At 71.8% G+C, this 21,658-nt stretch carries 17 protein-coding genes, 4 tRNA genes, 1 other RNA gene and 1 pseudogene; 16 read left to right on the top strand and 7 right to left on the bottom strand.

Features of this window, described 5'->3' with window-relative positions:
* Positions 1 to 53: 53 nt before the first annotated feature.
* The 8 genes from ACZ4D5_RS12060 to ACZ4D5_RS12025 all read left to right on the top strand — a co-directional run bounded on the left by ACZ4D5_RS12060 (position 54) and on the right by ACZ4D5_RS12025 (position 4,700).
* Positions 54 to 371 carry a histone-like nucleoid-structuring protein Lsr2 gene (locus ACZ4D5_RS12060; RefSeq protein ID WP_384551383.1) on the top strand — a complete coding sequence of 106 codons (318 nt, stop codon included), beginning with the start codon at positions 54 to 56 and terminating at the stop codon, positions 369 to 371.
* Positions 372 to 495: 124 nt separating this feature from the next.
* A tRNA-Gly gene (locus tag ACZ4D5_RS12055) sits at positions 496 to 567 on the top strand.
* A gap of 94 nt (positions 568 to 661) precedes the next feature.
* A tRNA-Gly gene (locus tag ACZ4D5_RS12050) sits at positions 662 to 737 on the top strand.
* Between the two features lie 132 nt (positions 738 to 869).
* Entirely contained in the window at positions 870 to 1,841 is a 972-nt protein-coding gene (locus ACZ4D5_RS12045) for an ABC transporter ATP-binding protein (protein WP_467772197.1), read from the top strand.
* The gene (locus tag ACZ4D5_RS12040; RefSeq protein ID WP_467772196.1) at positions 1,838 to 2,617 is read left to right on the top strand and encodes an ABC transporter permease; all 780 of its coding nucleotides are present in this window, start codon (positions 1,838 to 1,840) and stop codon (positions 2,615 to 2,617) included. The genes ACZ4D5_RS12045 and ACZ4D5_RS12040 overlap by 4 nt, the downstream gene beginning before the upstream one ends.
* 14 nt (positions 2,618 to 2,631) lie before the next feature.
* The gene (locus ACZ4D5_RS12035; protein WP_467772195.1) at positions 2,632 to 3,996 is read left to right on the top strand and encodes a sensor histidine kinase; all 1,365 of its coding nucleotides are present in this window, start codon (positions 2,632 to 2,634) and stop codon (positions 3,994 to 3,996) included.
* Positions 3,993 to 4,601 (top strand): response regulator, encoded by a 609-nt coding sequence (locus ACZ4D5_RS12030; protein ID WP_467772194.1) that lies wholly within the window; start codon positions 3,993 to 3,995, stop codon positions 4,599 to 4,601. The genes ACZ4D5_RS12035 and ACZ4D5_RS12030 overlap by 4 nt, the downstream gene beginning before the upstream one ends.
* Positions 4,602 to 4,624: 23 nt before the next feature.
* A tRNA-Gly gene (locus ACZ4D5_RS12025) sits at positions 4,625 to 4,700 on the top strand.
* A gap of 71 nt (positions 4,701 to 4,771) precedes the next feature.
* Here ACZ4D5_RS12025 and ACZ4D5_RS12020 read toward each other — a convergent pair.
* The 6 genes from ACZ4D5_RS12020 to ffs all read right to left on the bottom strand — a co-directional run bounded on the left by ACZ4D5_RS12020 (position 4,772) and on the right by ffs (position 13,777).
* Positions 4,772 to 5,668, bottom strand: a complete 897-nt coding sequence (locus ACZ4D5_RS12020; RefSeq protein ID WP_467772193.1) for a phosphoribosylaminoimidazolesuccinocarboxamide synthase — start codon at positions 5,666 to 5,668, stop codon at positions 4,772 to 4,774.
* Positions 5,669 to 5,774: 106 nt separating this feature from the next.
* Positions 5,775 to 7,256, bottom strand: coding sequence for a N,N-dimethylformamidase beta subunit family domain-containing protein (locus tag ACZ4D5_RS12015; RefSeq protein WP_467772192.1), 1,482 nt, complete (start codon positions 7,254 to 7,256; stop codon positions 5,775 to 5,777).
* Positions 7,257 to 7,518: 262 nt separating this feature from the next.
* Positions 7,519 to 9,444, bottom strand: coding sequence for a hypothetical protein (locus ACZ4D5_RS12010; protein ID WP_467772280.1), 1,926 nt, complete (start codon positions 9,442 to 9,444; stop codon positions 7,519 to 7,521).
* A 362-nt stretch (positions 9,445 to 9,806) separates the two neighbouring features.
* A complete protein-coding gene (gene purD, locus ACZ4D5_RS12005) occupies positions 9,807 to 11,066 on the bottom strand; it encodes a phosphoribosylamine--glycine ligase (RefSeq protein WP_467772191.1) in 1,260 nt (419 codons plus the stop codon).
* A gap of 279 nt (positions 11,067 to 11,345) precedes the next feature.
* Complete coding sequence (locus ACZ4D5_RS12000; RefSeq protein ID WP_467772190.1) at positions 11,346 to 13,634, bottom strand: DNA polymerase III subunit gamma and tau; 2,289 nt, start codon at positions 13,632 to 13,634, stop codon at positions 11,346 to 11,348.
* Between the two features lie 44 nt (positions 13,635 to 13,678).
* Positions 13,679 to 13,777, bottom strand: an RNA gene (gene ffs, locus ACZ4D5_RS11995) — signal recognition particle sRNA small type.
* A gap of 142 nt (positions 13,778 to 13,919) precedes the next feature.
* Here ffs and ACZ4D5_RS11990 point away from each other — a divergent pair.
* From ACZ4D5_RS11990 to ACZ4D5_RS11955, 8 genes and pseudogenes are all read left to right on the top strand, one after another.
* Positions 13,920 to 14,004, top strand: a tRNA-Ser gene (locus ACZ4D5_RS11990).
* A gap of 293 nt (positions 14,005 to 14,297) precedes the next feature.
* Positions 14,298 to 15,647: a hypothetical protein gene (locus ACZ4D5_RS11985; RefSeq protein ID WP_467772189.1), complete on the top strand. Its 1,350-nt coding sequence runs from the start codon at positions 14,298 to 14,300 to the stop codon at positions 15,645 to 15,647.
* 6 nt (positions 15,648 to 15,653) lie between these two features.
* A pseudogene (locus ACZ4D5_RS11980) lies at positions 15,654 to 15,990 on the top strand (PIN domain-containing protein); the annotation flags it as partial.
* A gap of 596 nt (positions 15,991 to 16,586) precedes the next feature.
* Entirely contained in the window at positions 16,587 to 17,546 is a 960-nt protein-coding gene (locus tag ACZ4D5_RS11975; RefSeq protein ID WP_467772188.1) for a hypothetical protein, read from the top strand.
* Between the two features lie 550 nt (positions 17,547 to 18,096).
* Positions 18,097 to 18,828 carry a hypothetical protein gene (locus tag ACZ4D5_RS11970; RefSeq protein WP_467772187.1) on the top strand — a complete coding sequence of 244 codons (732 nt, stop codon included), beginning with the start codon at positions 18,097 to 18,099 and terminating at the stop codon, positions 18,826 to 18,828.
* The gene (locus ACZ4D5_RS11965) at positions 18,764 to 19,507 is read left to right on the top strand and encodes an ankyrin repeat domain-containing protein (RefSeq protein ID WP_467772186.1); all 744 of its coding nucleotides are present in this window, start codon (positions 18,764 to 18,766) and stop codon (positions 19,505 to 19,507) included. Before ACZ4D5_RS11970 ends, ACZ4D5_RS11965 begins: the two co-directional genes overlap by 65 nt.
* Positions 19,504 to 20,073 carry a GNAT family N-acetyltransferase gene (locus tag ACZ4D5_RS11960; RefSeq protein WP_467772185.1) on the top strand — a complete coding sequence of 190 codons (570 nt, stop codon included), beginning with the start codon at positions 19,504 to 19,506 and terminating at the stop codon, positions 20,071 to 20,073. Before ACZ4D5_RS11965 ends, ACZ4D5_RS11960 begins: the two co-directional genes overlap by 4 nt.
* 129 nt (positions 20,074 to 20,202) lie before the next feature.
* Positions 20,203 to 20,931, top strand: coding sequence for a sensor domain-containing protein (locus ACZ4D5_RS11955; protein WP_467772184.1), 729 nt, complete (start codon positions 20,203 to 20,205; stop codon positions 20,929 to 20,931).
* Positions 20,932 to 20,986: 55 nt separating this feature from the next.
* Here ACZ4D5_RS11955 and ACZ4D5_RS11950 read toward each other — a convergent pair whose 3' ends face one another.
* Positions 20,987 to 21,607 (bottom strand): GNAT family N-acetyltransferase, encoded by a 621-nt coding sequence (locus ACZ4D5_RS11950; protein WP_467772183.1) that lies wholly within the window; start codon positions 21,605 to 21,607, stop codon positions 20,987 to 20,989.
* Positions 21,608 to 21,658 lie beyond the last annotated feature (51 nt).

Below are 21,658 nucleotides of genomic sequence, written 5' to 3'. Positions count from 1 at the left end.
GTCGGCATCACCGCACGTCAACGCGGTAGAGCCGCACGAAGGGACCGATATTCGTGGCGCAGCGTGTCGTGGTCACTCTCTTTGACGACATCGACGGCGGGGAAGCGGCAGAAACGGTCGCGTTCGGTCTTGATGGCAAGTCGTACGAGATCGACCTCAACCAAACCAATGCAAAGAAACTGCGCACGGCACTTGCACCGTACCTGGAGGCGGCCCGCAAGCAGTCGAAGTCCGGGAAGGTGTTCCGTCACACAGCCGTGACCCCCGACCCGTCGGCGGTCCGCGCCTGGGCCCGCTCGCACCAGATGGACGTCCCGCCCCGCGGCCGCATCCCGAAGAAGGTCTACGAGGCCTTTGAGGCGGCCAACTGACCTGGTGCTCCACGCGGCCGGGAAGCCCCTCGCGGCAACCGACTTGCGCTGCACCCCCGCTGGTCAGCTAGAGTCTGGAGCACGCCGAGGGGCGAGGCCGAAAGGCCGGACCTCACGGAGTCGTGCGGGTGTAGTTCAGTAGTAGAACATCCCCCTTCCAGGGGGAAGGCGCAGTGTGCAATCCCTGTCACCCGCTCCGCACCGCTTACGGACCAGTCCTCTGGTTGCGGTAGGCTGGTGCTCGCACCGATCGGTGGCCGTGCTTCTTCAGGCGGTCGGTCGGAGGCAATGCGAACGTAGCTCAGTTGGTAGAGCGCAACCTTGCCAAGGTTGAGGTCGCGAGTTCGAACCTCGTCGTTCGCTCCAGTCGAGAAGGCCCCGGTCCCCGTGACCGGGGCCTTCTTCGTATGCGTACGCCGCCGGGTGTCTGACATTTGTCATGCGGGCCGATGACAGCGCGCACTGCTCCGGCCCCCGCCGCCGGGGGACGCTTTTCCCATGACTGACCAAGTGATCGACGTGACCGATCTCCGGCGCGTGTACGGGGGCGGTTTCGAGGCGGTGCGGGGGATCTCCTTCACCGTGCGGCGCGGGGAGCTGTTCGCGCTCCTCGGGACCAACGGCGCAGGCAAGACGTCCACCGTCGAGCTCCTCGAAGGGCTCGCGGCGCCGGCCGGGGGGCGGGTGCGGGTGCTCGGGCACGACCCGTACACCGAGCGCGCCACCGTGCGGCCGCGCATCGGCGTCATGCTCCAGGAGGGCGGCTTCCCCGCCGAGTTGACGGTCGCGGAGACCGCGCGGATGTGGGCCGGCTGCACCAGCGGGGCCCGGCCCGTCCGCGAGGCGCTGGGCACCGTGGGGCTCGACAAGCGGTCCGGCGTCCGCGTGAAGCAGCTCTCCGGCGGCGAGAAGCGCCGGCTCGACCTCGCGATGGCGCTCATCGGACAGCCCGAGGTGCTCTTCCTGGACGAGCCCACCACCGGGCTCGACGCCGAAGGGCGGCGCGAGACCTGGGAGTTGGTCCGCACGCTGCGCGACAACGGCACGACCGTGCTGCTCACCACGCACTACCTGGAAGAGGCCGAGGAGCTCGCCGAACGGCTCGCCATCCTGCACGAGGGGCGCATCGCCGCCGAGGGACGCGTCGCCGACGTGGTGGCCTCGCAGCCCTCGCACGTCTCCTTCGAACTGCCCGACGGGTACTTCGTCGGCGACCTGCCGCCGCTCGCCGAGCTCGGCGTGACCGGGCACGAACTGACGGGGCGCCGGGTCAGTCTGCGTACGGACGAACTCCAACGGACCGCCACCGAGCTGCTGTTGTGGGCCAGGGAGGCGCGGGTCGAGCTAGGCGGGCTCGATGTACGCGCGGCCTCGCTGGAGGAGGCGTTCCTGCGGATCGCCAGGGACGCCGAGAGCGGAGCGGACGGGGCCCGCGGCGGGCGCCTCGCCGAGAAGGAGATGGCGGTATGAGCACCATGGCTGTGACGACCCCGGCGCGGCGGATGCGGGCGCTGGCCCGCGCCGAACTGACGCTGCTCGGGCGGAGCAAGGGGACGCTGTTCGCGGCGCTGTTCGTGCCCTTCATCATCCCGATCAGCATGAAGCAGGCCGCCAAGGGCATGGACCTGAAGGGCACCGGGCTCGACGTCGGCACCGTCGTGCTGCCGAGCGCCCTCGGCTTCTCGCTCCTCTTCGCCGTGTACTCCACGCTGACCGGCGTCTACGTCGCACGGCGCGAGGAGCTCGTGCTGAAGCGGCTGCGCACCGGCGAGCTGCGGGACCAGGAGATCCTGGCGGGCGCCGCGCTGCCGTCGATCGTCATCGCGGTCGTGCAGTCCCTCGTCCTCGCCGTGGGCTGCGCGGTGCTGCTCGACGCCGGAGCGCCGAGCGCGCCCCACCTCGTCGTGCTCGGCATGGTCGCGGGCCTCGTGATGTTCGCCGCGCTGGCGGCCGTCACCGGGAGCTTCGCCAGGTCCGCCGAGTCCGCGCAGGTCATGAGCATGCCGCTGGTCTTCGGCTCGATGATGGGCTCGGGGCTCTTCATCCCGCTCGAAGTCATGCCCGACAAGGTCGCGTCGTTCTGCGAACTGCTCCCGCTCTCCCCCGTCATCGAGCTGATCCGCGGCGGCTGGGCCGGCAACCTCTCGTCCGGCGACACCGTGGGCGCCGTCGCCACGGCGGTGGCCTGGACCCTGCTCTCGGTGTTTGCTGTACGACGGTGGTTCCGCTGGGAACCGCGGCACTGAGGGAGGTACCAGGGGTGCTACTCGACCGGATACGGACCTGGCAGCGCGGCTGGCACGGGCGCCGCAAGATCGAGAAGGTCGAGTTCCAGAGCGTGGCCGTGTGGCACGCGATGCCCTGGGTCTTCTTCTTCAGCTGGGGCGCGGTGCCCCTGGGCCTGAGCCTGCGGCACGAGCCGGGCGCGCAGCTCCTCGGCTGGACGTTGATCGCGGTGGCCGCCGCGCAGAGCGTGCACGTCAACCGCACGCTGCGGCGCTCCCTCGACCACTACCTCGACCGGGGCCCCCTGCCGCGCCGCGACCTGGCCGTGGGCGGCACCCTCATGGCCGTCGCGCTGGGGCTCACCGTCGCGCTGCAGGCGGTGGACGGCGTCGCCGACGGGCTGATCGGTTTCACCCTGCTGTACCTGGTGGTGCCGTTCGGGCAGTCCCTCGCCTTCGCCGTTCCCGTCCGGCGCTTCCTCCTGTGCCTCGCGCTGGTCGACGCCGTGGCCGTGGGCGCCATGGCCGCCGTCGGCGTGCGCGGCGGGCAGCTCGCCGCGTTCGCCGGGCTCACCGCCTTCGGCGGCGTCCTGACGCTGTTCTCCGCGCGCTGCGGCGCCTGGACGCTCTCCGTGATGTGGGAGGCCGACCGGTCCCGCGAGGTCGAGGCCCGGCTCGCGGTCGCCGAGGAGCGGCTGCGGTTCGGGCGTGACCTGCACGACGTGATGGGGCGCAACCTCGCCGTCATCGCGCTCAAGAGCGAGCTGGCGGTGCAGCTCGCGCGGCGCGGGCGCCCCGAGGCGGTGGACCAGATGGTCGAGGTGCAGCGGATCGCGCAGGAGTCGCAGCGGGAGGTGCGCGAAGTGGTGCGGGGCTACCGGGAGGTCGACCTCGGGGTGGAACTGGCCGGTGCGCAGGGCGTGTTGGAGGCCGCGGGGATCACCTGCCGGGTGACCGGGGCGGCGGCCGAGCTGCCGGTCGCCGTGCGGTCCGCCCTCGGGTGGGCCGTGCGGGAGGCGGCGACGAACGTGCTGCGGCACGGCGACGCCAAGCGGTGCGACATCGCCGTGGCGGTGAGTGAGGGGCGTACGACGTTGGTCGTGGAGAACGACGGAGTGCCGGAGGCGCCGCCCGCGGACGGCGCCGGGGCCCGGTCCGGATCCGGGCTCGCGGGCCTCCGGGAGCGGTTGGCCGCGGTGGACGGGACGCTGGACTTCACGTCGGGCGACGGGGTGTTCCGGCTCAGCGTGGAGGTGCCCTGCCCCACCGCGCGCCACACCCGCGCCCGGCCGGGACGGAACGAGCGATACGAGGATCGGTGCGAGCACCAGGGCGACGAGCGGTGCGAGCACCAAGACGACGAGCGGTACAAGGACCGGGACGAAGAGGTGGCCGCGTGAGTCTTCGCGTACTGCTCGCCGATGACGAGCACCTCATCCGGGGAGCCCTCGCCGCCCTGCTCGCGCTCGAGGACGATCTCGTCGTGGTCGCCGAGGCGGCGTCCGGGCCCGAGGCGCTCGCCATGGCGCGCGCCCACCAGCCGGATGTCGCGGTGCTCGATCTCCAGATGCCGGGCGCCGACGGTGTGAGTGTCGCCACATCCCTGCGGGACGAACTCCCGCACTGCCGCACCATGATCGTGACGAGCCACGGCAGACCGGGACATCTCAAGCGGGCCCTCGCGGTGGGGGTGCGCGGCTTCGTGCCGAAGACTGTGAGCGCCCAGCGGCTCGCCGAGATCATCCGGACCGTGCACGCCGGAAACCGTTACGTGGACCCGGAGTTGGCCGCCGACGCGATCTCCGCGGGGGACTCGCCGCTGACCGACCGCGAGGCCGAAGTGCTCGAACTCGCCGCCGACGGGGCACCCGTCGCGGAGATCGCCCAGCGCGCCGCGCTCTCCCAGGGGACCGTCCGCAACTACCTCTCGTCGGCGGCCACCAAAGTCGGTGCCGAGAACCGTCATGCCGCAGTGCGTCTCGCACGCGAGCGAGGTTGGGTATAGTTGTCCTCGCGCTTCGGCGCAGCGCGGACGTAGCTCAGTTGGTAGAGCGCAACCTTGCCAAGGTTGAGGTCGCCAGTTCGAACCTGGTCGTCCGCTCCAGATGAAAGGCCCCGGTCGAGTCGACCGGGGCCTTTCTCGTGCGCCGGCTCGTGCACCGACGCGGGCGCCGGCTACCAGGCGGTGCCGGTCAGGCGCTCGTACGCCTCGATGTACTTGGCGCGAGTGGCGTCCACCACGTCCTGCGGCAGCGCGGGCGGCGGCTGCTCGCTCTTGCGGTCCCAGCCCGAGGCCGGCGAGGTCAGCCAGTTCCGCACGAACTGCTTGTCGTACGACGGCTGGGCGTGGCCCGGCTCCCACTGGTCGGCGGGCCAGAAGCGGGACGAGTCCGGGGTCAGGACCTCGTCGGCGAGGATCAGCCGCTCTCCCTCGAAGCCGAACTCGAACTTCGTGTCCGCGAGGATCAGGCCCCGCTCGCGCGCGATGTCCAGCGCCCTGCCGTAGACCGCGAGGGTCGTCTGGCGCAGCTGGGCCGCCGTCTCGGCGCCGACCTGGCGGGCGACCTCCTCGTACGACACGTTCTCGTCGTGCTCGCCGACGGCGGCCTTCGCGGCGGGCGTGAAGATCGGCGCGGGCAGCTCGGAGCCGTCGACCAGGCCCTCGGGCAGGGCGAGGCCGCAGACGGTGCGCGACTCGTCGTACTCCAGGAGGCCCGAGCCCGTCAGATAGCCGCGGGCCACGCACTCGACCGGGACCATCTCCAGGGACTTGCAGACGAGGGTGCGGCCCTCCCAGTCGGCGGGCGCGCCCTGCGGCAGGTCGGTGGAGATGACGTGGTTGGGGACGAGGTCGGCGAGCTGGTCGAACCACCACAGGGAGAGCTGGGTGAGGACGCGGCCCTTGTCGGGGATCTCCGAGGGCAGCACCCAGTCATAGGCGGAGAGGCGGTCGCTGGCGACCATGACGAGCTCGCCCGCCTCGTTCTGGTACAGCTCGCGCACCTTGCCGGTGTGGAGGTGGACCAGGCCCGGCACCTCAAGGGGCTCGGGCTTTTCTACGAATCCGGACACGGTTCCCTCCCGTGGTTCTGGCCAAGTGAGGTCGATTCTCCCGTATCGGGAGTGTGGTCTTGGCCAGGGGTTGGGCCGGACTGTGCGTCGGCGCGGGGGCGCGGGGTCAGTCGCGCTTGCAGATGCGGTCCAGGAGGTTGGCGGTGGCGCGCTGGACACGGGTGTCCACGTGGCCGGGGCGGTCGAGCGCCGGTGACCAGGCGAAGGTGCCGGACGCGAAGACCAGGGCGCCGGAGGGGGCGCGGTAGAGCGAGGACTCCTGGTGGCGTGTGACTCCCTCCGCGTCGGCGTACGGGGAGTGGGCGAGCAGGATGCGGCCCTGGTGCTCGGGCAGCGGCGTCCGCGGGAAGTAGCGGTCGGCCTCGCCCGCGACCAGGCCCTCGATCTCGTCGCCCTCGTGCGCCCCGGTCGCCTCCCACAGCCAGTGGTCGGCGTTGCGGACGACGAGGGGGTGCGGCTCGGGGACACGGCCCGCGTACTGGATGCCGAGGAGCTGCTGTTCGGCCTTGTCCTGCTCGCGCCAGAGGGCCGGCCTGCCGGGGCCGCGGCGCTTGCGGCAGGTCAGGAGGCGGTCCGCGACCCCGGAGGGGGACGGGCCCAACTCCACCTGCCAGTACATGGTGTTGGCGGAGAGGAAGACCAGGGAGGTGCCGCCGTCGCGGGCCAGTTCCGTGGTGCGGCGCATGTTCGTCGACCAGTACTCGTCGTGGCCGGGGAAGACCAGGCCGCGGTAGCGGGTGGGGTCGATGCGGCCCGCGTGCAGGTCGCGGGCGTCGGCGTACGCCAGGTCGTAGCCGTAGCGCTCGGCCCAGCGGATGAAGTCGTAGGCGTGGCCGACGTGCAGGGGCAGGCCCGCGCCCGCGTAGGGACGGTCGAAGGAGACCGTGACGGCGGCCTCGCTCTCGCCGAGGAGGCGGCCCTGCTCGTCCCACGCGTGATAGAGGCTGGCGCCCGTCCTGCCGTCCTCCGGATAGAGGTTGTACGCCTGCCACGTGACGTCCGGCAGGAGCAGCAGGAGGTCGGCGGGGTGGCTGTCGCGGACCGTGAAGGGGACGTGCGAGCGGTATCCGTCGGCGGTGGTGAGAACCGCCACGTACGCCCCGATGCTCCAGTACGTCGGGATCTGCAGGCGCCAGGAGAGCCACCAGTGGTGGCAGGAGACCGTGCGGTCGGCGGCGAGCGGGGGCGGCTGCACGATGCCGGAGAGGCGGGGGCTGGTGGTGATCTTGCTGGCGCCGTCCCCTCCGTAGTGCCCGATGCGGTAGATGTCGACGCTGAACTGCTGGGGCGGGTCGACCGTGACGTGGAAGTCGATCGCCTCGCCCGGGGCCGCGGCGCCGGTGGAGGTGAAGCCCTTGATCTGGCGGTGCACGTCGTCGGCGGTGAGCGGGCCGCCGGTGCGGGGCGCCGGGATGTCCGCGGCGCCGGGGGCCGGGGCGTGGTCGACGTACCAGGGAACGACGTTGCCGGTGTCGTCGAAGTAGTGCTCGGCTCCGCGCAGCCAGGGCAGCGGGCCCTGGCCGAAGGGGTCCGACACGGCATGCGCCAGCGCGCCCGATTCCCAGCGGCGGATCGGCTCCGGTCCCATGACGTCCCCTCCCTCGCTCCCCCGAGCTTGCGGCGCCGCCCGGCGCCAAGGTCCCGGCGGCGGGTCCCAGCACATCACATTACGCACGCGCACCGTCACCGTTCGTCGCGAATTGACGTGAACGGAACGTGACCTTCCGGGCGGGGTGGCGGGGAGGGTGGCGTGAGGGGGGCGGACCGGGGTGGCGCGAGGGCGGGGCCTGCCTGCGGGTTTGCCGGGCAGGGGCGGCGGGCGGTCCGCGCGCGGGCGGGGCGGAGGGGGGTCAGACCAGGCGGACCGGTTTCTCCGGACGGATGCCGAGGCGGGTGAGCCAGTCCCGCAGGGGGGACGGGTCACCGTCCTCGACGAGGCTCAGGACGCGCGGCGCGAGGTCCGCCGCGCGCTCGCCGTCCACCAGGAGGGCGGGACCGTCGAGCCAGTCGAGGCCGGGGGCGGCTCCCGCGGTGTCCACCGCGGCGCAGCACACCATGGCCGTGACGTGGTCGGCGAGCAGCTCGCGGCCCGATCGGGGCGGCTGCAGCGGGAAGAGCGGCAGGGCGCCGTCGTCCCAGAGGGACTCGTCCGGGCCCTGTCCCGTGGGGGCGGGGCGGGGCGGGGCCGCGGCCTCCTCGCGGGCCAGCTCGGCGCTGAGGCCGGCGGCGAGCATGCCGCCGGGGCCTTCCTCGTCGGTGTCGATGTCGGGGTAGGCATCGGGGTCGGTGCCGGGCGCGGTGGTGGTGCGGGAGTCGGCGCGGGAGTCGGTGTCGAGTCCGACGACGAGGTGCGCGTCGGCGGCGGTTTCGGTCGCGGGGTTCTCGGGGGCCGTGGGGGCCGCGGGGGCCGGTTGCCCCGGGGGGACGGCGGCGGGATCGTCACCCTCCGTAGCCATGCCCGTGGGGTCGGGGCCGGCCGCCGTGAGGTGATCCAGTACGCGGTCGAGGGTCGGGCCCTCGGGGTCGGGGGCGGTCGGGTCGGCGGAGCGGCCGACGCCCAGGGAGTCCAGGACGCGGTGCAGCCGGGCGGCGTCCATGCGCCACTTGCGGTCCACGACCTCGTCCGGATACTCCTGCCAGGCCACCGGCGCCCAGTCGGGGCCCGCCTCCGCGGGGCCGCCGTGGAAGAGGCGGGCGGCGAGGAGCGAGGCCGCCTCGTCCACCGAACCGGGCTCCTCCAGAAGGTCACAGGCGGGGCGCTCGCCCAGGCGCGAGGCGAACCCTTCCGCCAGGCGGTCCCTGCGGGAGAGCTCCGTGAGCGCCGAGACCACGCCCGCGTCCAGCCGGGAGGGCCAGCGGCCCATGCGCCAGGCGGGCAGCGCGACGCGGGTGAGGAGGCGGTCCCAGCCCGCGTACGCGAGGCCGACCTGTTCCTGGGCGACGATCCGCACGCCGTAGTCCACGGCTTGGGCGCGCTCGGCGGCGGCCGCGGCGACGCCGCGCTCCATCTCGGCGGCGTGAACCCGGCAGTTGCGCAGGAGGAACCGGGCGACCCGGCCGATGCCGCCGAGCACCACGCGCCCGAGGGGCCCGCGCCCGGGGGCGGCCGCGACCGCGACCGCGGCGTCGAGCCCGCGCACGAAGCGCCGGGCCGCGGCTATGTCGGGGTGGGCGGAGGGGCCCGTGCCCGCGACGACCGGGGCGAGCACCGCGCGGAGCTCGCCGACCCGCATCCACCACAGGAACGGGGAGCCGATGACGAGCACGGGGGCGATCGGCGACCGACGGGGCGGGGCACCGCCGCCGCGGACGCCGTCGGACGCCGGTCCGCTCGCCGCCGATGTCTCGTCCCGGTCCCGGGCGGGCGGGCCGTGCGCGGGGTGGGCGCGATCCTCCAGCCAGCTGTCGCAGTCCGGGGTGAGCGCTATCGCCGAGGGCGCCGGGACGTCCAGGCGGTCGGCGAGGTCCCGCACCAGGCGGTACAGGTCGGGGGCGGACTCCTCGGCGATCGGGACGGTGGGGCTCAGGGCCGGCCTGGCCCTCGCGACGACGAGGGCGACGCCCGCCGCGGCGAGCAGGACGACCGCGGCGAAGATCGTCACGATCCAGCGGACGACGTCCCAACTCCCGCCGCCCGCATGGCCCGTGGCACCGGCCGCGAGCAGCACGACGGCGAAGGCCGCGGGCAGCAGGGCGACGGCCAGCGCCCGGCTGCGCAGGCGCAGCACGGCGAGGGCCCGGGAGCGCGCGGCCTGCGCGCCCACCTCCACACCCATACCTGACACGACCGATGGCACCCCCTGCTGCCTACTGCTCGGCCGCCGGCTCGCACCGGCGGCGCACATCAATGGCGTTGGTGTTGCTCACTCCCCCACTGTGGCACCCGCCACCGACATCGCAATGCCGGTGGTCTGTTTGGCTCTGGGCGCCCTGAACGCTTGCGCCGCACCCTAGTTGGGGTGCCCGTCGTCGTCAGCCGGATGGGCCATCGGTCACTCGATGGAATGGCTTTGGCTAAAGGTGGCTGCCGAAAAGGCCCCGGATCCAGTGTCAGATCCGGGGCCTGAAGTTGGCTGAAAGTTACGCGTTCTGTGCGTGAACCGGACGGTTCACGCCGTCGGAACCACGGGGAGCACGGCTACGAAGCCGCCTCCGCGGCCGCCTTCGCGGCAATGTCCGTGCGGTGCTGGGAGCCGTCGAGGCGGATGCGGGACAGCGCGGCGTACGCGCGCTCGCGGGCCTCGGCGAGGCCCGCGCCGGTGGCCGTCACGGACAGCACACGGCCACCCGCGCTGACGACGGCGTCGCCGTCGCGCTTCGTCCCGGCGTGCAGGACGTACGCGTCCGGGGCATCCTGCGCCGCGACCTCGTCGAGCCCCTCGATGGGGTCGCCCGTGCGGGGCGTGCCGGGGTAGTTGTGCGAGGCGACGACCACGGTCACCGCGGCGTCGTCGCTCCAGCGCAGCGGGGGCAGGTCGGCGAGGGTGCCGTTCGCCGACGCCAGCAGGATGCCGGCGAGCGGGGTCTTCAGGCGGGCGAGGACGACCTGGGTCTCGGGGTCGCCGAAGCGGGCGTTGAACTCGATGACGCGTACGCCGCGGCTCGTGATCGCGAGGCCCGCGTACAGCAGCCCGGAGAACGGGGTGCCGCGGCGGCGCAGCTCGTCCACGGTCGGCTGCAGCACGCTCTGCATGACCTCGTCGACCAGCTTCGGGTCGGCCCACGGGAGGGGCGAGTACGCGCCCATGCCGCCGGTGTTCGGTCCCTCGTCCCCGTCCAGCGCGCGCTTGAAGTCCTGGGCGGGCTGGAGCGGGACGACGGTCTCGCCGTCGGTGATCGCGAAGAGGGAGACCTCGGGGCCGTCGAGGAACTCCTCGATGACGACGCGGTCGCAGGCGCGGGCGTGCGCCCTGGCCGCCTCGACGTCCTCGGTGACGACGACGCCCTTGCCCGCGGCGAGCCCGTCGTCCTTGACGACGTACGGCGCGCCGAAGGCGTCGAGGGCCTCGTCGATCTCCTCGGGGGTGGTGCACACGTACGACCGTGCCGTGGGCACGCTCGCGCCCGCCATCACGTCCTTGGCGAAGGCCTTGGAGCCCTCCAGCCGCGCGGCCTCCTCGGAGGGGCCGAAGCAGGGGATGCCCGCGGCGCGCACGGCGTCGGCGACGCCCGCGACGAGGGGGGCCTCCGGGCCCACCACGACGAGCCCGGCGCCGAGCCCGGTCGCCAGGGCGGCCACGGCGGCGCCGTCGAGGGCGTCGACCGGGTGCAGCTCGGCCACCTCTGCGATGCCGGCGTTGCCGGGGGCGCAGTGCAGCGCGGAGACGTCGGGGTCGAGGGACAGAGAGCGGCACAGGGCGTGTTCGCGGGCACCACTGCCGATGACGAGGACCTTCACGGTGGCCAGCCTAGCCCGCGGGGCGGGGTGGCTTTGTACGGGCCGCCAGGTCCGGGGGCTTCGACGGTTGTACGTTCCTCCAGTTCGGCGGGCCCCGGGGGCAGGCCTGGCCGTGGCTGGGGGCTCGGGTTCGCGGGTGCGCGGGTTCGGCGGGTTCGCGGTTCGGCGGGTTCGGGCCGTATCCGACCTGAGCCGCCGCTCCGCGGTGGGTCAGTGGGGCGGTTGCCGCGCAAGGACCCGGTGCCCGCCCCGGGCTACCCGGTGACTGCCCCTCCCCGGCTATTCGTTCGGGTACTCGTCGACCACCGTCGCGCCCAGTTCCCGCATGATCAGGTCGTGGCCGGAGAGGGCCGATTCGACCAGGTCCGGGTCGTCGTCCTCGGGGATGTCGTCCTCGGGGGCCACGTGTTCCGGGGCGGGGGCGGACTGGGGTGCCGGGGTGGGTTCCGGGGCCGGCGGGGGCGGGGCCTGGGGGGCGGGGGCCGACACCGGCGGCGACGGCTGCTGCTGCTGCTGCGGGGGTGCCGCGGGGCGCGGGGCCGCCGGGGCGCCGCCGCCGAAGTTGCCCGCGGCCGGCGGGGGCGCGGAGCCGCCCGACGGGTCGACGATCGCCTCGACCTTCCACTGCACGCCGAACTGCTCGGACAGCGCCTGCCGCAGCACGTCCTCGCTGCCGCTGCTCGCGAAGTTGTCCCGCGCTCCCGCGTTGACGAAGCCGATCTGGAGGGTCGTCCCGTCGAAGCCCGCCACCTGGGCGTTCTGGCTGAGCAGGATCCAGGTGAAGCGGCGGCGGTTCTTCACCGCCTCAAGGATGTTCGGCCACAGGCTGCGCGGGTCGAGCCCGCCCGCGGCAGGCGCCGCGGCGGCCATCGGGGCGGGGGCCTGCGGAGCCGGAGCCGAGGCCTGGGGCTGGGGCTGGGACTGGGACTGGGGCTGCTGCGGGGCCGGAGCCGGAGCGCCGCTTCCCGCGGACGCCGCCGTGGGCCAGCCGCCCGGGCGCTGCGCCGCCTCCGGAGCGGTCGGCGCGGGCGCGGCAGCGGGAGCCGGGCCGCTCCCCGGTGCCGAAGCCGTCGGCCAGCCACCGGGCCGCCGCTCGGCGGCAGCGGCGGGCGGGGCGGCGGCAGGCGAGGCAGGGGCCGCGGGAGCGGCAGGGGCAGCCGGGGCCGCAGGAGCGGGCTGGGCAGCCGGAGCCGCTGGAGCCGCCGCTTCCGGGGCCCCGCCCTGCTGCGTCCCGCCTCGCACGGCCGCGCGTGCGGCGGCAGGTCCTCCCCCGGGCGGAACCGGCGGACCCTGCGGCACGGGCGGCGGGCCGCCCGCGGGCATGGCGACGCCGGGCTGCTGCACGCCCGCGTGGGCGTCGGGCCCGGGGACGTACCCCATGGCGGGGCCCTGGCCGCCGGGCATGAAGTTCCCGCCGCGCTCCAGGCGGTCGAGGCGGGCCATGACCGAGCGCTCGTCGTCGTACGCGGCGGGGAGCAGCACGCGCGCGCAGATCAGTTCCAGCTGGAGCCGCGGCGAGGTGGCGCCGCGCATCTCCGTCAGGCCTTCGTTGACGAGGTCGGCGGCGCGGCTCAGCTCGGCGCCTCCGAAGACACCGGCCTGCGCCTGCATCCGCTCGACGACATCGGCGGGGGCGTCGATGAGCCCCTTCTCCGCGGCGTCCGGCACGGCCGCGAGGATCACCAGGTCCCGCAGCCGCTCCAGGAGGTCGGCGACGAAGCGCCGCGGGTCGTTGCCGCCCTCGATGACGCGGTCGACGACCTCGAAGGCCGCGGCGCCGTCCCCGGAGGCGAAGGCCTCGACCACGGAGTCGAGGAGCGAACCGTCCGTGTACCCGAGGAGGGAGGTCGCCATGGCGTATGTCACACCGGCGTCGCCCGCGCCGGCGAGGAGCTGGTCCATGACGGACATCGAGTCACGCACGGAACCGGCACCGGCCCGCACGACCAGCGGGAACACCCCGTCCTCGACGGCCATGGACTCGCGCCCGCAGACCTCGGCGAGATAGTCCCGGAGCGTGCCGGGCGGCACCAGGCGGAAGGGGTAGTGGTGCGTACGCGACCGGATCGTGCCGATGACCTTCTCGGGCTCGGTCGTCGCGAAGATGAACTTGAGGTGCTCCGGGGGCTCCTCGACCACCTTCAGGAGGGCGTTGAAGCCCGCCGAGGTGACCATGTGGGCCTCGTCGATGATGTAGATCTTGTACCGGCTCGACGCGGGGCCGAAGAAGGCCTTCTCGCGCAGGTCACGGGCGTCGTCCACACCGCCGTGCGACGCGGCGTCGATCTCGATGACGTCGATCGAGCCCGGCCCGTTCCTCGCCAGGTCCCGGCAGGACTGGCACTCGCCGCAGGGCGTGGGAGTGGGACCTTGCTCACAGTTCAGACAGCGGGCCAGGATGCGCGCGCTCGTCGTCTTGCCGCAGCCGCGCGGGCCGCTGAACAGATATGCGTGATTGACCCGGTTGTTCCGCAGCGCCTGCTGCAACGGGTCGGTTACATGCTCCTGCCCGATGACCTCGGCGAACGACTCCGGGCGATAGCGGCGGTACAGCGCGAGAGACGACACGCATACGAGGTTAATGGGGACCACTGACAACCTGGACCGCCCCAACGCAAAGCGCCCCTCACGCACCCGCCAGAGCCGACCTACCCTTGCTGCCTTCCGGCCCTGGGGGAGTTCAGTCAGATAGCGCCACGTGAGGGGCTGACGCCCACCCTAGCGGATCCTCGGCCGCGGAAGCGACGCCGGGAGGCACCCTTCCGACCTCGGGAAGCTCTCGGGGTGTCCTCGGGATGCCCTCGGACGGATCGTGTTCGCGAGCACTGCCCAACGTCTTGTATTGTTTGCGGCGGAGGATTCGCCTAGTGGCCTAGGGCGCACGCTTGGAAAGCGTGTTGGGGGCAACCCCTCACGAGTTCGAATCTCGTATCCTCCGCACTCGCCCGCAAGGGCAGCCGAAGGGCCCCACCGTTCGCGGTGGGGCCCTTCGGCGTTCTCCGCCCCGGCCGGGCCGTCTGTACGGCAGTGAAGCGTCGCCCCCCGCTGCCGCACAGCCGTTGCTCCGCAACAGGCCATGGCACCGCGAACGAGGGACCACCTCGGACCGCGCTGTCACCCAGGGCTTCTGAGGCATCAACTGATTGTTACGTGGCGCTGTTTTCGGACGACGCCCCGAGGCACCATGGCTCTATGGACAGTGACGCCAGAGTGCCGTCATCGCCTCCGCCTGTGACCCGGCCGAAGCGGCGCAACGCGGTGCTCGGACTGTTCGACGACCCCGTGCACCGGGACTGGGCGTTGTGGATGACCATCGGCTGGGGGCTTCTGGCGGCTGTCTCCATTCCGGCTGGTAAAGAACCGAGCGCTCTACCGGTATGGCTGGACACCCTTCTCGCCATCGTCGTGTTCATCGCGTTGTTCGGCATATTCCCAGCTTGGTTGCGGCTGCTCTTCCGCCGATGGCGGAGGCAACGACAGGAGGAGTCGCCTGGCACGGTGCCACGGGTGCCGGCCCAAACCGCTGGGCCAACAACCGAGCTGCTGCTTCGTCCCGGCGGGTCGGCGCCGCCCTCCAGGCACGCCCCACAACGCCCGGGTGCCCCCGTGCCGAATCCCCAGCCATCGCCAGCTGTGCCGACCAGCAGCGTGCGTCGGGAAGACAGCAGTCAACCTCCGTGCTCCTCGCAGGCACTCGTGACCGCCCAGGAATCGTTGCCACACCCACTCGCCCGCGCCGTACGAGTGCTCCAACAGGCACACGCCCCGAAGGACCAGTACGAGGCACTGCTCGAGGCTGCCGAGATTCTCGCCATCACGCTCACAGTCACCGGGGCAGCGCTGCTCAGGGGGCAGATTGATGGCCGTGTGCCAGGCGACTCTGACCAGCGAGATCAAGCGCGACAGGCGCTTACCGCGCTGCGAAACGGGTTTCTCAAGCGGACTACGTTCGGGACCTGGACGAATTGGCTCGACCAGCACCTCGGGCCGATCGCCGACACCCAGCCCGACCTAATCCCCGGCCTCCGAAACGCCCTCCGGGGCGACAACGGGGCCCCAGGGGTCCTCGCGGATCTCCGGGCCCTGCAGAACGAACGCAACCGCGCCTCGCACGGCGACAAACCCCGGAGCCCGCAGGAATCCGCTCTGCGCATGGTCGAGTTCAGACCACAGCTCGAACGGGCCCTGGGACAGGCCGACTTCCTCAGCGGCGCTCGGTGGCTTCTCACTATTTCGTGCAGTTATCGGCCGAGACCGCGAGCCTTCGAAGTAGTCATGCAGCGTGTAACGGGCGACCACCCCGACTTCGAGTGCCAGTCCTTCACATGGGCTGAGCCTGTCGCCAACGACACGTTCTACGTGCTGAGTCCAGAGGGCCCACTCACCCTGGCGCCCTTCGTCGCCAGCCTTCTATGCGATCAATGCAAGCAGATGGAGGTCTGCTACGCCTCCTCGGTCGATCGACGTACTGGGGCTGCAGTGTTCAAGAGCTTCGCCAGGGGTCACGAGATCTCCGCCCCCGAGCTGGGCGACGAGATCCGCATGCTGCCCGACTACCGATCGGACGATGGCTTGCCGTGACCCACGGCTGCAGCGGCCGGGACGATCGCAGACTGCCTCATCACGGAACTCGAATTCTTCTGCAGCGCCCGCCCCGCCGCGGACCGGGCAGAGGACTTCGAGGGCATACGGCTGCTCTCGGCTGGGTGTCCGTCGACAACCGCGCCCACGACCGCACATGACAGGTCCAAGAGGCCCTCGCCAAGCAGGGGGAACACTGAAGTGCCGCAGCGGTTGGTTTGGGCGTCGCTGCGACCGCTGAGATGCGGAGCTCACCCTGCTCCATCGCGATCGCGACTTCGAGTGCATCGCCACAGCGACCAGGCAATCCCTCCAGTGGTACGGCCCGGAACACAGCAAGTAGTCAGCAGTGGTTGCAGTTCTGGCTGCATTCACCACCGCACATCGCTCAGAAGTCCCCAAAAGCGGCTGTTACCGAAGGTCAGAATCCTCAAGGACGGTCGGGGCTGGAACTGATGGCCCTCCCCTTCGGCCATCACCTCGCTGTCGAGTTCCAGGCATCACCGAGCCGCTGCCGGGTGATCTTGGCAGGCTGCTGCGACGCCCTCAACACACGACTCAAAGCGCCTCAGTGAAGCAGGGGATCGACGACAAGGCGCGCGCCGCAGCAGCTACGTCCAGACGTAGAGGGCCCGCGTCACTGTGCCCGGCGCCGGGCAAATCCACCGATGACTGACACGCGGGCTCCCGCGGTCTGATCGCAGGGCCGTAGGCAGGACGGGCGGGGGTGACTGCTCATGGCTCTGCACAGGCCTCGATGGTTGTGGAGGCCGGCGAGCACACCCACATAGAGGGAGAATCAGTCAGAAAGAATGTACTTGCAGACACTTATTGATCACATTTGATCGAATTGCAACATCACCCACTGCCTGACGAGGCAGTCTCTAGCCTTCGACGAGGAGCGAGACGACCATCACATGATCGCAGGGAGAGGACACTATGGCCGAGCAAAGCGGGAACAATCCGCCGGTGTACACCGAGATCATCGAGGTGACGCCCGAAAAATGCTCGGACTGGATGACCAAAAGGACGTGCAATCGAGTCCCCTTGAAGCGCGGCAATGTAGATAAGTTTAAGAATATTCTTCGCAATGGGGAATTCCGCACCACACATCAGGGATTCGCACTCGACTGGCATGGCTGCCTCATCGATGGACAGCACCGCGCCGCAGCAATCATCGAGACCGATACGACCGTAACTGCACAGGTCACGTACAACCTCAGCCCTGAAACATTCACTGCCATCGACGGTGGCCGCGTCCGCACTGCTGGCGACTTCGTCGCGCAGATCACGGAAATGAAGCAGGCCAACGCCAACGTGTACGCGGCGGCACTGAAAATTCTCGCCAACCGGGAAGCGGGACACTCCTGGACGCGCTGGACCAACGGCCGGCTCACCGCCGAGGAGCTGCAGAAACTCGTGACGCAGTGGCCCGTCCCCGAGGAACACATCCTCCGCCTGGTGAGCAAAGGAAAGCAGTGCCATTCCAGCGCAACAGGTCTGATCGTCGCTTACGAAATCATCACAGAAGTATGGCCGGAGCACGCCGCAGACTTGTTTTTTGACGGCATCGGCGAGGCGAGCCGAGAATTCGTCGGCAGGGACCCACGAGCAATGTACACAAACACCATGCTCAGCGTGAACCGCGGTATGGTCAGTCGGGACAGCGTTCAGCAGTCAGCACAAGCGGTCAAAGCCTTCAATGCTCTTGTCTCTGGCGAGTCCATCGGAACCTTGAAGAAGATGAAGTTGGGTGGAATCAAAACTGTTCTCGATCGAAGGACGGGCGAAGAAATTCAACAGGAGTACCTGGCGGATCGCTACCCAGAAGTTATTTCGCACGCAGTCATCCCCAATGACAAGTGGCTCGGAGAGGATGGAGTGAGGCACTTCCGTTAGGCTGCCTCCTCAGGCCCGCATCTGCAGCCCAGTGCTCACTGGCAGGGGCGACATCGGTGATACCTGCTCCTCGACTACAACGACCGGTACGGCATCGCCCACGTCTACCTCTAACAGTTCCGCCAGCATGAAGGCACAGAACGGGCCTGGGGTGCTCCGCTTCGCCGACTGCCTCCACTTGCACGAAGTGGTCAGCCGCCTTCCCGCGCGAACCCTGAGCGAACGAGCAGTAGTCGAGTGGGGCGGTGACCAGACAGACCACGCTGATCCGTGGTTGCAGTTCTGGTTGCATTCGCCGTCGTACAGCACCGTCCAGAAGCCATACCCATCCCAGTCACACTGCAGGTCAAGGTAGTCCCGTACCCTCAAGAACGGTCGGGCGAAGACTTGAAAGCGTGTTGGGGCCGCCCTTCACGAGTTCGAATCTCGTATCCTCCGCACTCGCCCGCAAGGGCAGCCGAAGGCCCCAACCGTTCGCGGTTGGGGCCTTCGACGTTCTCCGCCTTCTCCGCCCGGACAGGGCGGCCGGGAAGGGGATGGGGCAGTGTTGTTGCGCGATGTTCTGTTGCGTGAGTGGCGGGGCGTCGTGGTCGTGCCTTGCCGCCGGCTTCTGGAGCGCGGCCCTCTGGGGGTCTCGCTCGCCCTCTTCGCCACCGTCGCCGTGATCGGACTGCACGAGTTCCAGCAGACCGGCGTCGGCGCCGATGTCGTGCGGGTGCTCAGCGAGGTGCGGGCCGACCAGCCGCTCTGGCTGTCCCTGATACGTACGCCCGTCTCCGTGTTCGTGCCCGCGGTGGATCTGGCCGTGTGGGGCGGGCTGCCCCGGCTGTTCCTCTCCTTCGCGCTCGCCGAGCTGCTCTTCGGGCGCGTGCGCGCGCTGGTGGTGGCGTACGCCGTCACGCTCGCCGGGACCCTCGGGGCGCGCGTGATGGTCGCCCTCGGCCCCGGCGGCCCCGGGCTCCCCGCCGATGCCGCGCACGCGGTGGACACCGGTGCCTCCGCGGCGATCGTCGGGCTCTTCGCCTTCACGGCCGTGCGGCTACGGGCGCCGCTCCTCTTTCTCGCCGCCGTCGTGCCGACGGTCGCGGGCTCGATCGCCGAGCCCAACCTCGCCGGGCGCGAGCACCTGATCGCCGTGGCCGTCGCGATGGCCCTCGCCGCCGTGCGTTGTCAGTGGTCGCTGGCAGACTCGGGAGCAGTCGATCAGGAGGTCGGGCATGGCAGTTCTCGAAGCGCGGGACCCGCTGGCCGTCGCGGTGACCGAGGCGATCCGCGCCGGTGACGTCCCCGTCCTGCGCGAGCTGCTCGGCGCGCATCCCTCGCTCGCCTCCGCGGGCGTCAGACAGGACGGCGAGGCCGCGGGGACGCGCAGTCTGCTGCACATCGCCACGGACTGGCCGGGGCACTTCCCCGCGGGGCCCGAGGTCATCGGCGTACTGGCCGCGGCGGGCGCGGACCCCGATGCCCGGTTCGTCGGGGCGCATGCCGAGACTCCCCTGCACTGGGCCGCGAGCAACGACGACGTGGCCGCGCTCGACGCCCTGATCGCGGCCGGCGCGGACATCGAGGCGACCGGCGCCGTCATCGGGGGCGGCACCCCACTGGCCGACGCCCGTGGGTTCGGGCAGTGGCGTGCGGCGCGGCGGCTTCTGGAGCACGGGGCGCGGACGACCCTGCAGGACGCGGCGACGCTGGGGCTCCTCGACCGCGTCGAGGCCCGCGTGGAGGGGGGTGACCCGGCGGACCGTCCCGACGCCGAGGACCTCACCAGCGCCTTCTGGGGCGCCTGCCACGGCGGGCAGTTGGCGACCGCGCGGTATCTGCTGGAGCGGGGCGCCGAGCTCGACTGGATCGGCTATGACGCCATGACGCCGCTGGACATCGCCGTCGAGGCGGGCGCGGAGGACGTCGTCGCATGGCTGCGCGCCCAAGGCGCGCGGACCGGGACGGAGGTGGCGTGAGCGGCCCCGTCCTGCGTGCCGCCGCCACGGACGCGCTGCCCGCCCTGCTGCTGCGTCCGTGGCGCGGCGAGGACGCCCCCGCGCTCGTCGAGGCCTACCGCGGCGACGTCCCGCGCGACGGGGCGACACCGCCGGTGCGTGACCTCGGCGACGCCGAGCGGTGGCTGGAGATCCGCCGCCAGGGCTGGGACAGCGGGGAGTACCTCTGCTTCGCCGTCCTGGAGGAGGACGGCGAGGGCGGCGAGGGACGCCTCCTGGCCAACGCCACGCTCAGGACCACCGTCCCCACCTCCAAAACCGCCGAGGTCGGGTACTGGACCGCCCCGCGCGCCCGCGGCCGCGGCGTGGCACCGCGGGCGCTGCGGACCCTCACCGACTGGGCCTTCGGGGCGTACGGGGCCGAGGGCCTGCGGCACTTGGACCTGCTCCACCAGGTGGGCAACCCCGCGTCGTGCCGCGTCGCCGAGAAGGCGGGGTACGCGTTCGTCGAAGTACGGCCCGCCCGGCCGCCGTTCACCGGCAGCGACCATCTGCACCGGCGGGCCGCAGGGCGACAGGGGGCCTAGCACCACCCCCAAGACACCACATCACCGTATGCCGCGGGGCCCGCGGATTCGCGAGTGTGGAGGACGTCAGCACGGCACGTCGTTCCCCCCTCCCCACTCCCTCCCACCGCGAAGGATCCGAGGCCCGCCATGAGCACCGACACCCTCCCGTACGCCGCTTCGACGGCCGCTCCCCTGCGTACCGGCGCTCCCCTGCGTACCGCCGCTCCCTCGCGGCGGCCCGGCTTCTGGCGGGCGCCCTTCAGCGCCGTCACCTTCCGGGAGATCGGCCACGTACTGACGTCGCTGCCCGTCGCCGTCGCCGGGTTCGCCTTCGCCGTGACCGCGCTGGCGCTCGGCGCGGGTCTGCTCGTCACCGCGCTCGGGCTGCCCGTCCTCGCCGCGGCGCTCGCGGCGGCGCGCGGCCTCGGGGCCGCCGAGCGGCGTCGGGCCCGCACGGGGCTCGGGCTCGACGTCGCGGGCCCCGAGGCGTTCGAAGCGCCCAGGGGCGAAGGGTGGTGGGCCGGGGCCAGGGCCCGGCTCGCGGACGCCGCGGGCTGGAAGGCGCTGCTCTTCCAGCTGGTGATGTTCCCCTGGCGGGTGCTGAGCTTCACGCTCTCGGTGACGTTCCTCGTCACCGGCTGGGTGGTCGCGCTCTTCCCCACGTACTCCTGGGTCTTCCACCGTTACGTGGGCTGGCCGGGCTACCGCCTCTACGACTTCACCTCGGGCGGCGAGCGGCACCAGTACTACATCACCTCGCCCGCGCAGGTCCTGGCCGTCGGTGCCGTCGGCGCCGTACTCGTCCTGCTCACCCCGAAGCTGGTCCGCGCCCTGACGAACGTCGACCGCGCCGCGGTGCGTTCGCTGCTCGGCTGACCCCGACGGATCCAGGCCGCGGAGCGGGGCGGGTCACCGGTTCAGCCGGCGCCTTTCAACCGGCGCTGCGGGGGCTGCTGGTGGCGCTGCGCGAGGCGGCGGAGGCATCGCGTACGGCATCGTCGGCGTCGGGGGCCGCGTAGCAGCGCAGGGTGACCCGTTGGCCGGGCTGCCACTCCCGCTCGACGACGGACAGGAGTTGCCACCCGAGGCGTTCGTAGAGCGCGGTGGCCGAGGTGCCGGAGGACTCGACGTCCAGGACCGGGTGCAGCCCGAGCGCCCGCGCCTCCCGCGTCACGCGGCCCAGGAGCAGCGCGCCGATGCCGTGGCCGCGGGCGTCCGGCATGACGAAGAGACGGCTGACCACGGCGGTCGTGTCCGCGCCGACGCCCGCGCGCTCGCTCCACAGACCCGGCGCCACGTCCCCGGGCCCGCCCCGGGACAGCCTGACGTGGCCGACGACCCGGCCGTCGAGCTCGGCCACCCAGGTGCCGAGCGGGGCCTGCCCGGCCAGCCATTCGGCGGGCCGGGCAGGCCAGTTCACGGGGTAACCGTCGGTGCGGTGGACCTGGGCGAGCACACCGACGCACGCCTCCAGGTCGCGCTCGCCGGCCGGCTCCCGTATGCGCAGGACGGGGTGGCCTTCGGCCGCGTCGGCGGCACGGTCTCGTCTCATCGGAGCATGGAAGCACAGCCGTACGACCGGGAAAGGGTTTACCGATCAACT

This window comes from Streptomyces sp. NPDC025651 (assembly GCF_055558735.1).
This window is presented reverse-complemented; position numbering and strand designations above follow the sequence as displayed.

Excerpts from the sequence above, each read along its gene's own strand:
- ACZ4D5_RS12045 (WP_467772197.1), top strand. The coding sequence starts at position 870 with ATGACTGACCAAGTGATCGACGTGACCGATCTCCGGCGCGTGTACGGG.
- ACZ4D5_RS12040 (WP_467772196.1), top strand. The coding sequence starts at position 1,838 with ATGAGCACCATGGCTGTGACGACCCCGGCGCGGCGGATGCGGGCGCTG.
- ACZ4D5_RS12015 (WP_467772192.1), bottom strand. The coding sequence starts at position 7,256 with ATGGGACCGGAGCCGATCCGCCGCTGGGAATCGGGCGCGCTGGCGCAT.
- ACZ4D5_RS12010 (WP_467772280.1), bottom strand. The coding sequence starts at position 9,444 with ATGGGTGTGGAGGTGGGCGCGCAGGCCGCGCGCTCCCGGGCCCTCGCC.
- ACZ4D5_RS11975 (WP_467772188.1), top strand. The coding sequence starts at position 16,587 with ATGGCCGAGCAAAGCGGGAACAATCCGCCGGTGTACACCGAGATCATC.
- ACZ4D5_RS11965 (WP_467772186.1), top strand. The coding sequence starts at position 18,764 with ATGGCAGTTCTCGAAGCGCGGGACCCGCTGGCCGTCGCGGTGACCGAG.
- ACZ4D5_RS11955 (WP_467772184.1), top strand. The coding sequence starts at position 20,203 with ATGAGCACCGACACCCTCCCGTACGCCGCTTCGACGGCCGCTCCCCTG.
- ACZ4D5_RS11950 (WP_467772183.1), bottom strand. The coding sequence starts at position 21,607 with ATGAGACGAGACCGTGCCGCCGACGCGGCCGAAGGCCACCCCGTCCTG.